The sequence below is a fragment of the Bacillus sp. NPDC077411 genome, assembly GCF_044543425.1.
Classification (GTDB): Bacteria; Bacillota; Bacilli; order Bacillales; family Bacillaceae_G; genus Bacillus_A; species Bacillus_A bruguierae.
On the sequence record NZ_JBITWA010000015.1, the window covers coordinates 66,120 to 80,948 of the forward strand.

The window sequence follows — 14,829 nt, forward strand, 5'->3', positions numbered from 1 at the left end:
CGACTTTTGTACTGGAAAATAGTGTGTTATTTTACGCTTTTCACCTCACAAGTAAACCCGTTATTTATATAGGTGGGGTTTCTTTTTTGGAATGGGAATAGAAAATAATATTAAAATTAATATTCAGAAATAAAAGAATTTTATCCTCTGTGTGTATAAAAGAAAAAAGGGAGATGAATCAATGATTGTTAGAAAAGCGCTATTAGAAGAAGCAAACGAGCTAAGTAACCTCGCATTATCCTCAAAAGCAACTTGGAATTATAGTGAAGAATTTATATTAGCGTGTAAGGAAGACTTAACAATTACAGAACAATATATTAAGAATAATTATGTTTATATTTTAGAAGAAAATCAAGAAATGATTGGCTTTTTTTCCTTTCAGAGAAAAGAAGTAGACAGTCTTGATTTTCTATACCTACACCCAACTTACAAAGGGAAAGGCTATGGCAGAATTCTTTGGGAAAGTGTTGTTCAAAAAGCAGTTGAATTAAATATGAAGAGTTTTACGATTGATAGTGATCCAAATGCGAAAGGGTATTACATAAAAATGGGAGCGAAATTAATAGGAGAAACACCTTCTACTGTTTTTAAAAATCGCCTATTGCCACTTTTGCGGTGTGATGTGTAAATTGAGTCAGTCTAATCGGATATTTTGAATTCAGTTAGGAGATGCTAAGTATGATGTATATGGAAATAGAACAGATGAGAGAGGTTTTGTTTCAATCTTGGTCAAAAGAGACAAGTTCAAAATGGACACTAGACAATCCAGCGAAAGGGCAATGTGGTGTAACGGCTTTAGTAGTTCATGATTTATTTGAGGGCGAAATTATGAAGACAAAGGTTTCGGAAGGCTGGCACTTTTACAACTTCATCAATGGTAAAAGATATGATTTTACAGCACCACAATTTTTAGAAGAGATTATATATACGGACATGCCTTCTAATAGAAAAGAAGCATTTGCAGATACAAATGAGATGCAATATGATGCTTTAAAACAAAATGTTCGTATCCATATAAAGGAATAAACCTTGTATTAATTTATCTTTTGACTCTTATCCACAAATAAGTTACTATAACGGTAGTAACTTATTTGAGAAGAATATTTATTTCTAAAAGAGTCGAGAGGGGAAATATTTATGAAAACAGCATATGTAAGCGCTACAATCGTGACTTTGAATGAAAAAAATGAAGTGTTGAAAAATGGATATATCATTGTAGAAGATGATCAAATTATAGAAGTACAATCAGGAGACTTACCGAGCGGAAAAGAAGTGGATCAAATTATTAATCTTCATGGAAAGTGGGTATTGCCAGGTTTGGTGAATGCGCATACGCATGTCTTGATGAGCATTTTACGTGGAATAGGTGACGACATGCTTTTAAAGCCATGGCTTGAAACGAGAATTTGGCCGCTTGAGAGTCAATTTACACCAGAGCTTGCTGTTGCTAGCACAGAGCTTGGTTTATTAGAAATGGTGAAAAGCGGAACAACAACATTTTCTGATATGTTTAATCCAATTGGAGTAGAGCAGGATTCTATTATGGAAGCTGTTCGTAAAAGTGGCATGCGCGCTGCTGTTTCTCGAACATTATTTAGCTTCGGAACGAAAGACGATGAAAAGAAGGCAATTCAGGAAGCAGAGAAGTATGTGAAGCGTTATGCCAATAAGGATGGTATGTTAACAACGATGGTTGCTCCTCATAGTCCGTATGCATGTTCTACGGAAATGTTAGAAGAGTGTGCGCGAATTGCAGTGGAAAATAAGACGATGGTTCATATTCATCTTTCCGAAACAGACCGTGAAGTTCAAGATATTGAAGCGCAATATGGAAAACGTCCAGTAGAGTATGTAGCAGATTGTGGATTGTTCCAGAGACCGACAGTAATTGCTCACGGTGTTGTGCTAAATGATAATGAGCGCATTTTCTTAGCAGAACATGATGTGCGCGTTGCTCATAATCCGATTAGTAATTTAAAATTAGGATCGGGTATTGCAAACGTTCGCGCGATGTTAGAGAGCGGCATAAAAGTCGGAATTGCAACAGATAGTGTTGCTTCTAATAACAATTTAGATATGTTTGAAGAAATGCGCATTGCGACTTTATTGCAAAAAGGTGTTCATAAGGACGCGACAACATTACCTGTTGAAACACTTCTCACATTAGCAACAAAAGTAGGGGCAGAGGTAATCGGGATGAACCAAACAGGTTCATTAGAAGTAGGCAAGTGTGCTGACTTTATTACAATTGATCCATCTAAAAAGCCACATTTACAACCTGCAGAAGAAGTATTATCACATCTTGTATACGCAGCAAGTGGGAAAGATGTTTCAGATGTTGTTATTAATGGAAAACACATTGTTTGGAACGGTGAGTGTAAAACGTTAGATGAAGAACGTATTATTTTTGAAGCGAGCCGTTATAAACAAGGATTGAATATGTAAGTAATAAGAGAACGCTATACTTTCATCAAGTGAAAGGTAGCGTTCTTGTTTATGTTTGAAAAAAATAAAAATTCGGTGGAATGTAACACTTTTAAGATAACTATTCTGTTATAATATAAAACGTTTTATAAATTATTTGAATTAAAGGAGCCGATTTATGAAGCAGCATGAACGATTACTGATAGGAATTATACTTGCCACCTCTTTATTGATTTCAGCTTGTAGCAATAATTCGAGTAAAGCGAAGGGGGAAAGTGAAGAACAAGTATTAAATGTAACGATATCAGAAGAAATTCCGTCCTTAGATACTGCAAAATCCATGAACGGTACATCAGCGCATGTCATGCAAAATATATTTGAAGGATTATATGTACTTGATGAGAAAGATAATCCAGTGCCTGGTGTTGCAAAATCTTTTGAGAAAAGTACAGATGGAAAAACATATATATTTCATTTGCGTAAAGATGCAAAATGGTCGAATGGAGATGCTGTAACAGCGCATGACTTTGTTTATTCATGGCAGCGCACAGTGAAACCGGAAACAGCATCACAATCTGCATACATGTTATTTTATATAAAAAATGCAGAAACAATAAATAAAGGAACGTTATCTGCAGATCAACTAGGTGTAAAAGCTATTGATGATGTTACATTAGAGGTACAGTTAGAGAAACCAATCCCTTACTTCATTCATTTATTGCCACTTCCTATTTATTTACCACAGCACAAATCGTTTGTTGAGGGAAAAGGAAGCAAGTATGGACTAGAACCAGAACATATGATTTACAATGGTCCATTTGTATTATCGGAATGGAAACATGAACAAGAATTTAAGTTGAAGAGAAATGATACATATTGGGATAAAAATAACGTGAAATTAAAAGAAATTAATTTTCATATTGTAAAAGATACAGCGACAGCCGTTAATTTGTATGAAACTAATGGCATCGATCGTACTCCAATTAATTCTTCATTTGTTGATAAATATAAAGGGAAAAGAGATTTTCATACAACGAAAGATTCTGCTATAGCTATGTTGCGTTTTAATCAAAAGAATTCTGTACTGGCAAATATAAAAATACGACAATCACTTTCTATGGCTTTAAATAAAGAGGCAGTAGTAAATCATTTTCTAAACAACGGTGCAACAGCGGCTCAAGGACTTGTACCGGAAGGATATAAAAATGAAAAAGATGGAAAAGATTTTAGAAAAGAAAACGGTGATCTTGCCGTATATAATGTTGAAAAGGCAAAGAATCTTTGGGAAGATGCGAAAAAAGAGCTTGGTGTAGAACATATTACACTTGAATTTTTAACGTTTGAACAGGACCAAGCGAAGCAAACAGCGGAATATATGAAAGAAGAACTTGAAAAGAATTTACAAGGATTAACAATAAAAATAAAACAGCAACCATTTAAACAAAAATTACAACTTGAACAAACAGGGCAGTATGATATGTCGATGGTTGTATGGGGACCTGATTACAAAGATCCTATTAGTTATTTAGAATTATTTACGACAGATAATCCAAATAATAAAATGAGTTATTCTAATCAGCATTATGATGAGCTTATAAATAATGCGAAAAATGATCTTGTATTGGAGGACCAGAAACGCTGGAAAGCTATGCAAGAAGCAGAGAAAATCTTATTAGAAGGTGCTGCTATTGCACCGCTTTACCATACCGGGTCAGCATACGTTCAAAAGGAATATGTAAAAGGTATTGAAAAACATCAATTTGGCGGTGTTTATACGTATAAACATGCTTATATAAATCAAAAAGAGAAATAGATAAATGATTAAGTAGCTAAGAGCTTTAGATAAGCCTTAGCTATTTTTTTTATCAAGTATAGAAATGTAAATTGAAACAATAACCTAAAAACCTTTTTCTTTTTAGGAGGGCGAGGGCATCTGGCCATGCATAGAAGCGGGCAGGGTCATTTCCTGCCACGTGCAAGGATGAAAACAGAGAGAGAAAGCGAGTGTAGGTCCTGTTTTGCTCTGCATAGCAGCGACTTATATGTTGATCAAAATGGATATAGATTGTTTGGAGTTTAGAATATTTAGAAGTTTTTATGTTATGAACATGATACTATGAAATTGTGGGAAATATTTCAAATATAAATAAAAAGAGGATGGAGTATGACACAACAATCTATATTAGTCGTAGACGATGATAAGGATATTGTTCAAATGATTGAAGTGTATTTGCAGCAAGAAGGCTACAAAGTTGTAAAAGCTTATGACGGAAAACAAGCATTACAGTTATTTTTGGAACATGATATTGAACTGGCGATCCTTGATATTATGATGCCGATTATGGATGGAATTGAAGTGTGTAGGAGAATACGAGAGAATGATAATATTCCTGTTATGTTCTTGAGTGCGAAATCAACAGATGTAGATAAAGTCATCGGATTAAGTACAGGGGCAGACGATTATATCGGGAAGCCATTTAGTGTAATTGAACTGATAGCACGAGTAAAAGCGCAGTTAAGAAGATATAGGTATTTAAATCAATCTTCAAAACAAGTGCATGAGAAGAAGATACAAATTAGGGGATTAGAAATAGATGAGGCTTCTAGAAAGGTAATGTTATATGGAGAACATATTAATCTTACAAAGACGGAGTATGAGATTTTATATCTGATGGTAACGCATCTAAACCGCGTATTTACGCTAGAAGAAATTTATGAAAGTGTTTGGCGAGAAACAGCCTATGAAAGCAATAATACTGTGATGGTCCATCTAGCAAGACTAAGAGGGAAGATAGAAGCGAATCCAAGAGAATCAAAATTCATCCAAAACGTATGGGGAGTAGGATATAAAATTGAGAGCTAAATTATTTCAAGGAATAAGAATGAGGTTTTTTTTCATTTTTATATGCAGTATTGTATTAGCGACCTTATGTATTGTATTCTTTCAAAGTGCTATTAGTCATGTATATGGAAATACAGCGGAATTAGAGGAGAAGTATTCTTTTCTATATTTTGTTATTTTTCTTATCTTCATTTCATTCTTTTTCTTTCTATTATCAAAGAATATGATAACAAGATTAGAACAAATTAATCAGAATGTGAAAGAAATTAGCAAGGGAAATTTAGACGTACAGATACAAACAATGAAAAACGATGAAATAGGACAACTTGCAACAAATATTAATAAAATGACAAATAGTTTGAAAAAGTCAATTGAAAAGGAGAAGTTAGCACAAAAGATGAAAAATGAGATGATTAGTAATATTTCTCATGATCTGCGGACGCCAGTAACATCGTTAATTGGTTATGTGGATTTAATAGAACGTAATTTTGATGTAAATAAAGAGAATTGTCAGCAATATGTAAGAGTTGTAAAACGTAAAAGCCGTGAATTGAAAAATCAAGTAGATGATTTACTTGAGTATTGTCATATTAATTATAGAGAAATTCAGTTACATAAAGAAATAGTAGGAGTAAAACAATTAGTGGAACAAGTTATGATTGATTTTATTCCCCAATTAGAAGCAGTACAAATGAAATTTCATATAGAGTGTAATCAAGACTTACAAATAGAAGCTGATATCAGTTTATTAGTAAGATTAATGCAAAATGTAATTAGCAACAGCATTTCGTATGGAAAATCCGGAAAGATCATTGATATACAAATTTTTCAGGAAAATAGAAATGTTAAGATAAACATTAAAAATTACGGGAAGAAAATTTTACAAGAAGATATCCCTTATATATTTGAAAAATTTTATCGGGGAGAAAAGTCACGAAGTGCTCATACTGGTGGAAAAGGAATGGGACTTGCTATTGCTAAGAGCATTGCCAATATACATAAAGGTGATATTACAGTATACAGCGATGACAAGGAAACAATATTTACACTCATTTTGCCGCAATATTCAACGAAACCGTAAGAAAGTTGTAAGTATTTCTTTCAAATGTCGTAATTATTATTTTGTACGATCTTAATATAAGACATTACAAATGGAGGGAATACAATGTGGAAGAAATGGATAATGATCATGTTTATTACAATATTGGCAGTAGGTTGGGGTTCTGTTTATTTAGCTACTGGTATTGTGTCTGCTTTAGCTTGGTGGGGAATGCAAGCTTTTAGTATAGTAGGTTTCATTAGTGTAATAATTACGTTATGTGTAATAGTAGGTAAATTGTTTTCTAGAAGTAAAATACATAAAACAACCGTTACGATGTTTATTCTATCCACAGCAGCTGCTTGGCCAGCATGTTGGTTTGTTGGAATTGGACAAATTGCTTATCCAGTAAATGTTAATTCAGCTACACCGAAAGTAACAATTCGACTTCCGTTTAATGAAACTGTTCGGGTAGGATGGGGAGGAGAGCAACTTCAAACAAATTACCATGCTATCGAACCAAATCAACGCTGGGCGTATGATTTTATTGCTCCGCAAAAAGAAATAACAAATTCACAATTAGAGGATTATGGCATATACGGAGTGGAGGTAATAGCGCCTGCATCAGGAACAGTTATATCTGTGGAAGATTCAGAAGCTGATTTAACACCAGGAAATGATAATTTTAAGTCTATGGTAGGTAACCATATTTATATACGCTTAGATGAGACGGGAACATATCTTGTCCTTGCTCATCTAAAACAGGGATCTGTCAAAGTGGAGGTAGGACAACACATAGAAGAAGGAGCAGTAATTGCTCGTGTTGGCAACTCTGGAAATTCTAGTGAGCCGCATTTACACATTCATCACCAACGGCAAGATCCATCTAAGACGAGTATGTTTCTTTCTGAAGGATTACCGTTATATTTTCGTGATATAGACGGACCATCTATGCCAAAAGGGGGAAATCGTATAGAAGATGGAAGGGATGTACCGACAGGGGAGGTCATTTCACCAAATAAAAAATAATAAATTCATAATTGTATGGTTTGTCCCGCTCCAGTGGCTAGAATGTTCGGTGGCTTCGTTTCTTCCTACGAGGTAAAAAACCCTCTACGTCAGAAGCTCCATCCCCCTCACATTCTGAACGAGCGACTTCCGCTTTTCTTAAGAAGTTAGGTGGGAGATAAACTGCTGGCATGCGCCCGATTGGGAGGGCTAATAATCAGTGGGGGATGAAGAAAACCCACACTGATTAAAGTTTCACTTTATGTGTATTAGCATTATAGGAAAAAGAATCTTCGTCACTGTACAAAGGTTCTTTTTCCTATAGAGTAAAAATTAAAAACATAATTGCTAACAAGAAACAGCAAAAAGAGAAAGGGTTATTTTCTGTTTTTACATAAGTGTAGATTTATTAAACAAAGGAGGTCCTATCAGTTCCTACTGATAGGACCTCCAACCTCTCACTATCTTTTAGAACGTTAGATAAGTGAGTTCGTTATCATTTAAAGAAAACAAATAACTCGTGGCGAGTCGATGAAATGTATAGTAAAAGTAAAGTACTGTACTTCTACCAGGGGTTTTGAAAGAAATACAATTGATTTTTTGTTTAGCAGTTTTTCATAGTGGATAAGAATCCTATGCTAAAACGATAGAAGAATTAGTAGAATTTTATAACAAGAGTATATAAAGGTATTTTTGACACCATTACAGAACAGGCTTCTACTACAACTGACTTGAAGTAAAGGGCATATACATAAGGAATGCTCTAATATATGTATAAACATTTATTTTATCGACACTCTACATAAATGAATACACTATTAAACCTGAAAGGAAAGTTTAACATAAAATGAAACTTGATGGCATCTTTGAAGGTGGAGGAGTCAGAGGCATTGGACATGTTGGTGCTGTTTGTGCATTAGAAGAAGAAGGATATGAATGGACACGTTTAGCAGGAACCTCTGCTGGTGCCATTATTGCTGCATTTCTGGCATGTGGTTACAATGGAAAAGAATTAAAAGAAATCATTGGTAATTTAGATTATACAAAATTTATAAGCAAAACATGGATATATAATATTCCTCTAATTGGAAGAGGATTAAGCCTCTTTCTTCAAAATGGTTTATATAAGAATGATTATGAAGAGGAATGGATAGAATCTTTATTGTTAAAAAAAGGATTTCGTTATTTTAACGATCTAGGTGATGATGGGAAATTAAAGATTATTGTTTCGGACATTAGTAATGGGAAAATGGTAGTAATACCTGACGATTTACCGCAATATGGACTAACACATAAAGATATCACAATAGCTCAAGCAGTAAGGATGAGTGGAACTATCCCTTTCTTCTTTCAACCAGTAAAATTAAAGATTCCTAAATCAAAATATCCTTGTTATATTGTTGACGGTGGAATTCTCAGTAATTTTCCTATATGGATTTTTGATGACCATCCAGAATGGCCTACATTTGGATTTCGCCTAGTAAAAGACGAAATTATTGGAAAACCTATTGAGGATAGCAATCCTATTTCTTTGTATAAAGCTATGTTTAAAACAATGATGCAAGCTCATGATCTTCGGCATCTTACACCTGAAGCTAATGCGCGTACCATCAAAATTCCTACCGGGAAAATTGTAAGTACCAATTTTCATTTAACTCCTAGAGAAAGAGAACAACTTTATTTATTTGGTTATCAAGCTGCTAAAAGTTTTCTTGAAAAATGGGATTTTGAGGAGTATAAGAAGAAATATGTAATGAATCATAACTTTTCAACCTAAAAAGCTTCCACACATTCTTTATTAGCGTACCCAGCTAAGTTGTGTATTGCTTACTGGTATGTTTTCTGCAACTAAAAAAGGGTTCTTCTGTTCTTTTGATGATGATTCAAAAGTTGTATGTATTAAAGAAAAGTTGGAGTGTTACCTGAAATCATTTTCACTCTGAGGTTTTATCAAAATAAACGATTATATTACAAGCTAAAAAATTTCGGTTGTTTCACTAAATATGCTTAAGAACAACTTTTATTAAAATGCAAGGTTTTTTTAGAAATTGTGTAATAAAAATCCAAAATATAATTCCTAACAGGCAACGATAAATAGCGAAAAAAAAGAGAATGCCCTATACATTTAGCTTTGTATAAGGCATTCTCTTTTTTTAACCAACAAATGTTTGATACAACAAAAATATATTTAAAGCGATAATTAATGCGGCAATTACCCATGCAAGAGCTGTTGTAAAGTGATGATTCACAAGACCACCCATAATGCTCTTTTTACTTGTAAAGACAATGAGTGGAATTAATGCAAATGCAATTCCAAATGATAAAACGACTTGACTCATCACGAGGGCGTGAGTTGGATTCACACCTAATGCAATAATAACAAGCGGTGGAACCATTGTAATAAATCGTCGTACATATAAAGGAATGTGCATACGGACGAATCCTTGCATAATAATATCACCGGACATCGTACCGACGGAAGAACTGGATAAACCGGCAGCTAGTAAACCAATTCCAAAAAGAGCTGCTGATACAGGTCCGACTAAATGGCCAAATTCATGAAAAGCGACATCTAAATCTTCGACATGTAGTCCGTTTTTGAAGAATAGGGAAGCTGCTACAATTAACATACTTGCATTAATTGCTCCGGCAATGACCATTGCAATTACAATATCGATAAATTCAAAGCGGAAAATTTGTTTTCGCTCTGCATCTGTTGTTCCTACTACGCGTCGCTGTGTTAAAGCAGAATGTAAATAAATTGCATGTGGCATAACGGTTGCACCTAAAATTCCTGCTGCAAGTAAAATACTATTTACACCTTGAAAATGAGGAACGAAAAGCCCCGATAAAAGAGGACTTAGTTCTGGTTTTGCGTAAAACACTTGGACACCAAAAGCAATAACGACGATAAAGACCATGCCGGTAATGACTGCTTCAAGTGGACGAAATCCTCTGCGTTGAAATTCTAGAATAATGAATGAACCTACTGCTGTAATGAATGCAGCGGGTAGCAGTGGAATATGAAATAATAAATTTAATCCTAAAGCAGCCCCGATAAACTCAGCAAGGTCAGTTGCCATAATGACTAATTCACCTTGTATCCATAAACCGATAGAAACAGGTTTTGGAAAATGCTCCCGAGCAACTTCCGGAAGGTTTTTTCCGGTAGCAATTCCTAATTTGGCTGATAAGGATTGAATTAACACTGCCATTAAATTTGAAATAAGGATTACCCAAAGTAGTAAATAACCGTACTGAGATCCTGCCGCAATATTCGTGGCAAAATTACCTGGATCAATATAAGCAACAGATGCGATAAAAGCGGGTCCTAAAAAAGGTAATAATCGTTTTAGTCCTTTTGTTTCACCGCTTAAAGCTAACTGTGCTGATTGCATCGTCCGATTATTTGGTGGAAGATGTTCACGTTCTTTTGTGTTTTCTGTCATGTTTTGTTTCCCCTTTTGCTTGTTAACTTGATGCAATTTGTTTTATTTTTGTTATTGATTTTATCCCGCATTAACGGGCAGTAAGACCCCCACCTCAAGATTCAGAGAGAAACGAGGAAGATAAGTGGGGGATAACTGCCCGTAAAAGCCCGATTGGTTCAACTAACCATCAGTGGGAGATAAAAAAAACTCTCCACTGATGGAAGTTTCACTTTATTAAATACATAAATTTTATTTCTTTTATTTGAACATAAATTTTTCCTTTGTGCAAATTATATTACATTAGGAAAAAATGGTGCTAGTTTATTCATGCATATAATGATAAATTAAATATTTACAGAGCGTGGAAGGAATAGAGTGTTTTGCCATGATTATTTAAAATATCAGCAATAACGTTTACTGTTTATAGAATAGTTGTGATTGCTTCGCAGAGTATTTTTTTTTTGTTTATCGCTATTAATGGACGTGAAAAAAAGATGGCTCCGGTACAAACCGAAACCATCTTTTTTTATTTTTTTAAATAGATAGTAAAAATAGTCCCGCGGCCTAATTCACTTGTTACAGAAATACTACCGCCGTGCAATTCAACAATTTCTTTTACAATTGCAAGGCCTAAACCAGTTCCGCCTGTTGCACGAGTTCGAGATTTATCAACTCGATAAAACCGTTCGAAAATATGAGATAAATGGTGCTTTGGGATGCCTTCACCTTCTATTGTAATCGTAATATTTCCTTTGTTTTCACCCTTGCGTGTGTTGCTTTGGAATAATGTTTGTACAAATTAATACCAATAACCTTGATAAACGAACAAAAAGAAAAAGCGTGTTTTGAAAAAAATTAATCAAAACACGCTCTTAAAATATTTTAATGTATCACTCTTTTATAAAAAAGTTTTAATCATTAAGGGTATCAAAGATGCTCATAGAACGGACTACAGGCCAAAAGTTCAACTTTTGCAAACAAAAGATGATACTGAAAATGGAGACATAGTAAATTTTAAACAAGTTAGATATACAGCTGAAAAAGATTAGGTTTATAGTTATTTAATTTCAATTTGATGAACAAAAAAACCAATCCATTCGTGAATTGGTTTTTTTAGGGGTATCGTTCCATTGCTATCAAGTTAAGAAATTCGTTATTCCTCAAAAGAAAAATCAGCTTTCCATTGACAACTGACTTTTTTTATCATGCAAAGGAAATACTATATGAAAATAATTGTGTTCCCAAATATAGGAATTGTAGTATGATAGAAAAGAAGAACAAGAAAACGGAGGTAACAATATGATTACGTCGCAATAGATGTTGTAGCAGTATATGCATATATATGAACGATTAAAATTACACCATTTCAAGTGGGGAACATTTTCTTAGCGGGCCGCTTAGTGGACACATACATATAAGGCGGATTGGGGCGTTACATTTATAACGGAGAAGAAAAAAGATGTATTATAATTGGACAAGTTATTTCTGCGGCTGAATGTGGGCTATTTTTCTGTTCCTATTTATAATTAAATACAGTCTATGGCCCGTTTTTACATGTATCTCGGCTACTCTCTTTATAATTAAGAACATAGTAGGAAACAAGGAGGAACGAACCTAATGTTTTTAGCACTTAAAGAATTAAAAAAATCGAAATTACGATACGGATTAATTGGTATAATTATGATATTGTTATCATTTCTTGTACTTATCATATCAGGTTTAGCAAATGGTTTATCTCATGACAGTGCTTCTTCTATTATTGAAATGAAGGCAGACAAATTTATATTATCCGACGATGCCGAGGGTAAATTGTTGCGTTCTCAAATGAAAAAAGAAGATGTTGATAACATATTGGCGCAGGTTGATGAAAAAGATGCAGTTCCAATGTACATGAAAGTGTCAACACTTGAAAAAGAAGGAAGTTCAAAAAAAGTTGATGTTGCTATTTTTTCAAGTAAACCAGATTCATTTATTGCTCCAAAAGTAATTGAAGGGAAACATAACGCTTTAGAAAACAATGAAATCATTGCGGATAAATCTATTAAAGAAAAAGGAGTAAACCTTGGAGACGAACTTGTAGAACCTATTTCTAATAAAGTGTTCAAAGTTGTCGGATTTACAGAAAATCAAATGTTTAGCCATTCACCTGTTGTTCGCATGAATGAAGAGGTATGGGATAGCATTGCAATGCCACATCAAAAAGATTATAACGTAATCGCTTTAAATACGGATAAGGAAATTAAGAATGCAAAAGTTGTGGATAAAAAAGAAGTATTGAAAGGTATTCCAGGTCATAAAGAACAACAAGGGACATTAACGATGATTATTGCGTTTTTAATTGTCATTGCAGCATTATTAATTGGCGTTTTTTTCTATGTCATTACATTACAAAAAACACACCAACTAGGTGTATTAAAAGCAATTGGAACAAAAAATTCATATTTAGTAAAGGCTTTAGTTGTACAAGCTGTATTTTTAACTAGCATTTCCCTTGTAATCAGCATCAGTTTAGTCCTTGCAGTACGGACTGTTTTGCCAGCTGGTATGCCGTTTTTATTAACAGCAACAACAATCGCGCAATTTTCAGGTATTTTTATTGTAATTAGTATATTAGGTACATTGTTCTCTCTATATCATGTATTGAAAATAGATGCATTAGAAGCAATTGGAGGTGGCATGTAATGGTAACGGAAGTGAAATGGGAAAATGCATCATCATTATTAAAGCTCGAACAAGTAAGTAAAGTATATGGAGAAAGAGATACAGAAGTAACAGCTTTACACCCAATTACATTGGATGTAAAGGAAGGAGAATTCATTGGCATTGTTGGTCCATCTGGTTCAGGAAAAAGTACTTTGCTTTCCATTGCAGGTGCACTGCTCTCTCCTTCGAAAGGAAATGTTTATATTTCTGATCAAAACATAACGAAATTATCACAAAAAGAGATGACAGATATTCGCTTAAGAAAAATCGGATTTATATTCCAATTCGCAAACCTCGTACCTTTCTTAACGGTGAAGGAACAACTTCTGTATATCGCTAAATTAAAGGGAAAAGATAAAAAAGAAGCTGGTAAATTTGCAAAAAAATTACTGGAAACATTTGGATTATCAAACCGAATAAATCATTATCCAAATCAACTTTCAGGTGGGGAAAAACAACGTGTAGCTATTGCTCGTGCGTTCATGAATAACCCAGACTTAATCTTAGCTGATGAACCTACTGCTAGCCTTGATTCAAAACGTGGAAGAGAAGTCGTTGAATTAATGAAACAAGAAGTGAAGAAAAATAAAAAAGCAGCGATTATGATTACACACGATGAAAAAATGCTTGATGTATGTGATCGAATTTTAACACTTCGTGATGGAAAACTACTATGAGAAAACGAAGTGTACAATAATAGTGAAGTGACCCCATAATGTTAGACATAGGTTATTTCGTTAGGTAGCTGATAAGGTCTGAGTCGGTGTTGTACCTGACTCAGGTCTTTTAGGTTTGCCTTAATCCGTTTGTATTTATAAGTAAGCGTCAAATATTCCCCACCTGCCATTTATAAATAATCCATAAGATAATCTCCTTACATACTACATGTGGAGGTTTTTTTTGATGATAATTTGTGTTGTATCCCCTTTTTCTACAACTTTTTCAATCTTAATGTTACTATTCTTATGTTCATTACCAATTGCTAATGCAAAGGTTTTTCCACAACCTTCAAACCCTGGATATGTATCATATCCTTTGAGTTATGAAACTATTTTTGAAGATTCTTGAAAAATGTTTATTGGTAAATAATATATTGCTGTGATCTAGTTTTACACGTATATCAGCTGACCCCCAATTAGCAGCAACCTATATAAATCCAACTTGAATTTCTAACACACAAGTCGCCGCCATGCTGAACAAAAAATAATCTGCTACTTTCTTTCTCTCTCTTTGTTTGAACTTCTCACGTGGCAGAAGAAGGCCCTGACCGTTTCTACGCATGGCCAGACGCTCTCGACCATCTAAAAAGAAAAGGGGTTTATGTCAGGCTTTTAATTTAGATTTATATATATGTCGGAAAATTAAAATGGATCGTATGTATT

General features: G+C 34.1%; 12 protein-coding genes and 1 pseudogene. 11 read left to right on the forward strand and 2 right to left on the reverse strand.

Translation table 11 applies throughout. The features are described 5' to 3' along the window. Nucleotides 1-181: 181 nt before the first annotated feature. The 8 genes from ACIGHG_RS18130 (at nt 182) to ACIGHG_RS18165 (ending at nt 9,090) form a co-directional block, all read left to right on the forward strand. Nucleotides 182-628 carry a GNAT family N-acetyltransferase gene (locus tag ACIGHG_RS18130; protein ID WP_396549747.1) on the forward strand — a complete coding sequence of 149 codons (447 nt, stop codon included), beginning with the start codon at nt 182-184 and terminating at the stop codon, nt 626-628. 50 nt (nt 629-678) lie between these two features. Then, entirely contained in the window at nt 679-1,026 is a 348-nt protein-coding gene (locus ACIGHG_RS18135) for a YunG family protein (RefSeq protein ID WP_396549749.1), read from the forward strand. 111 nt (nt 1,027-1,137) lie between these two features. After that, a complete protein-coding gene (locus tag ACIGHG_RS18140; RefSeq protein WP_396549751.1) occupies nt 1,138-2,445 on the forward strand; it encodes a bifunctional S-methyl-5'-thioadenosine deaminase/S-adenosylhomocysteine deaminase in 1,308 nt (435 codons plus the stop codon). A gap of 157 nt (nt 2,446-2,602) precedes the next feature. Further along, on the forward strand, nt 2,603-4,237 hold the full coding sequence (locus ACIGHG_RS18145; protein ID WP_336473976.1) for a peptide ABC transporter substrate-binding protein: 1,635 nt from the start codon (nt 2,603-2,605) through the stop codon (nt 4,235-4,237). A 351-nt stretch (nt 4,238-4,588) separates the two neighbouring features. Further along, nucleotides 4,589-5,287 (forward strand): response regulator transcription factor, encoded by a 699-nt coding sequence (locus ACIGHG_RS18150; RefSeq protein ID WP_336473975.1) that lies wholly within the window; start codon nt 4,589-4,591, stop codon nt 5,285-5,287. Next, on the forward strand, nt 5,277-6,347 hold the full coding sequence (locus ACIGHG_RS18155; RefSeq protein ID WP_461781911.1) for a sensor histidine kinase: 1,071 nt from the start codon (nt 5,277-5,279) through the stop codon (nt 6,345-6,347). The genes ACIGHG_RS18150 and ACIGHG_RS18155 overlap by 11 nt, the downstream gene beginning before the upstream one ends. Before the next feature lie 84 nt (nt 6,348-6,431). Then, nucleotides 6,432-7,334 carry a M23 family metallopeptidase gene (locus tag ACIGHG_RS18160; RefSeq protein ID WP_336473974.1) on the forward strand — a complete coding sequence of 301 codons (903 nt, stop codon included), beginning with the start codon at nt 6,432-6,434 and terminating at the stop codon, nt 7,332-7,334. An 826-nt stretch (nt 7,335-8,160) separates the two neighbouring features. After that, nucleotides 8,161-9,090: a patatin-like phospholipase family protein gene (locus ACIGHG_RS18165; RefSeq protein WP_090912066.1), complete on the forward strand. Its 930-nt coding sequence runs from the start codon at nt 8,161-8,163 to the stop codon at nt 9,088-9,090. A gap of 376 nt (nt 9,091-9,466) precedes the next feature. On the opposite strand, the gene ACIGHG_RS18170 is transcribed toward ACIGHG_RS18165, so the two are convergent. After that, on the reverse strand, nt 9,467-10,762 hold the full coding sequence (locus tag ACIGHG_RS18170) for an Nramp family divalent metal transporter (protein WP_396549755.1): 1,296 nt from the start codon (nt 10,760-10,762) through the stop codon (nt 9,467-9,469). Between the two features lie 508 nt (nt 10,763-11,270). After that, a pseudogene (locus ACIGHG_RS18175) lies at nt 11,271-11,492 on the reverse strand (sensor histidine kinase); the annotation flags it as partial. A 97-nt stretch (nt 11,493-11,589) separates the two neighbouring features. On the opposite strand from ACIGHG_RS18175, the gene ACIGHG_RS18180 reads away from it, so the two are divergent. The 3 genes from ACIGHG_RS18180 (at nt 11,590) to ACIGHG_RS18190 (ending at nt 14,124) form a co-directional block, all read left to right on the forward strand. Beyond that, nucleotides 11,590-11,793 (forward strand): hypothetical protein, encoded by a 204-nt coding sequence (locus ACIGHG_RS18180; protein WP_336474014.1) that lies wholly within the window; start codon nt 11,590-11,592, stop codon nt 11,791-11,793. Between the two features lie 568 nt (nt 11,794-12,361). Further along, nucleotides 12,362-13,426 carry an ABC transporter permease gene (locus ACIGHG_RS18185; RefSeq protein WP_396549756.1) on the forward strand — a complete coding sequence of 355 codons (1,065 nt, stop codon included), beginning with the start codon at nt 12,362-12,364 and terminating at the stop codon, nt 13,424-13,426. After that, on the forward strand, nt 13,426-14,124 hold the full coding sequence (locus ACIGHG_RS18190; protein WP_396549758.1) for an ABC transporter ATP-binding protein: 699 nt from the start codon (nt 13,426-13,428) through the stop codon (nt 14,122-14,124). The genes ACIGHG_RS18185 and ACIGHG_RS18190 overlap by 1 nt, the downstream gene beginning before the upstream one ends. Nucleotides 14,125-14,829: the final 705 nt, after the last annotated feature.

Excerpts from the sequence above, each read along its gene's own strand:
- ACIGHG_RS18185 (WP_396549756.1), top strand. The coding sequence starts at position 12,362 with ATGTTTTTAGCACTTAAAGAATTAAAAAAATCGAAATTACGATACGGA.
- ACIGHG_RS18150 (WP_336473975.1), top strand. The coding sequence starts at position 4,589 with ATGACACAACAATCTATATTAGTCGTAGACGATGATAAGGATATTGTT.
- ACIGHG_RS18140 (WP_396549751.1), top strand. The coding sequence starts at position 1,138 with ATGAAAACAGCATATGTAAGCGCTACAATCGTGACTTTGAATGAAAAA.
- ACIGHG_RS18135 (WP_396549749.1), top strand. The coding sequence starts at position 679 with ATGATGTATATGGAAATAGAACAGATGAGAGAGGTTTTGTTTCAATCT.
- ACIGHG_RS18160 (WP_336473974.1), top strand. The coding sequence starts at position 6,432 with ATGTGGAAGAAATGGATAATGATCATGTTTATTACAATATTGGCAGTA.
- ACIGHG_RS18190 (WP_396549758.1), top strand. The coding sequence starts at position 13,426 with ATGGTAACGGAAGTGAAATGGGAAAATGCATCATCATTATTAAAGCTC.
- ACIGHG_RS18145 (WP_336473976.1), top strand. The coding sequence starts at position 2,603 with ATGAAGCAGCATGAACGATTACTGATAGGAATTATACTTGCCACCTCT.
- ACIGHG_RS18165 (WP_090912066.1), top strand. The coding sequence starts at position 8,161 with ATGAAACTTGATGGCATCTTTGAAGGTGGAGGAGTCAGAGGCATTGGA.
- ACIGHG_RS18130 (WP_396549747.1), top strand. The coding sequence starts at position 182 with ATGATTGTTAGAAAAGCGCTATTAGAAGAAGCAAACGAGCTAAGTAAC.
- ACIGHG_RS18170 (WP_396549755.1), bottom strand. The coding sequence starts at position 10,762 with ATGACAGAAAACACAAAAGAACGTGAACATCTTCCACCAAATAATCGG.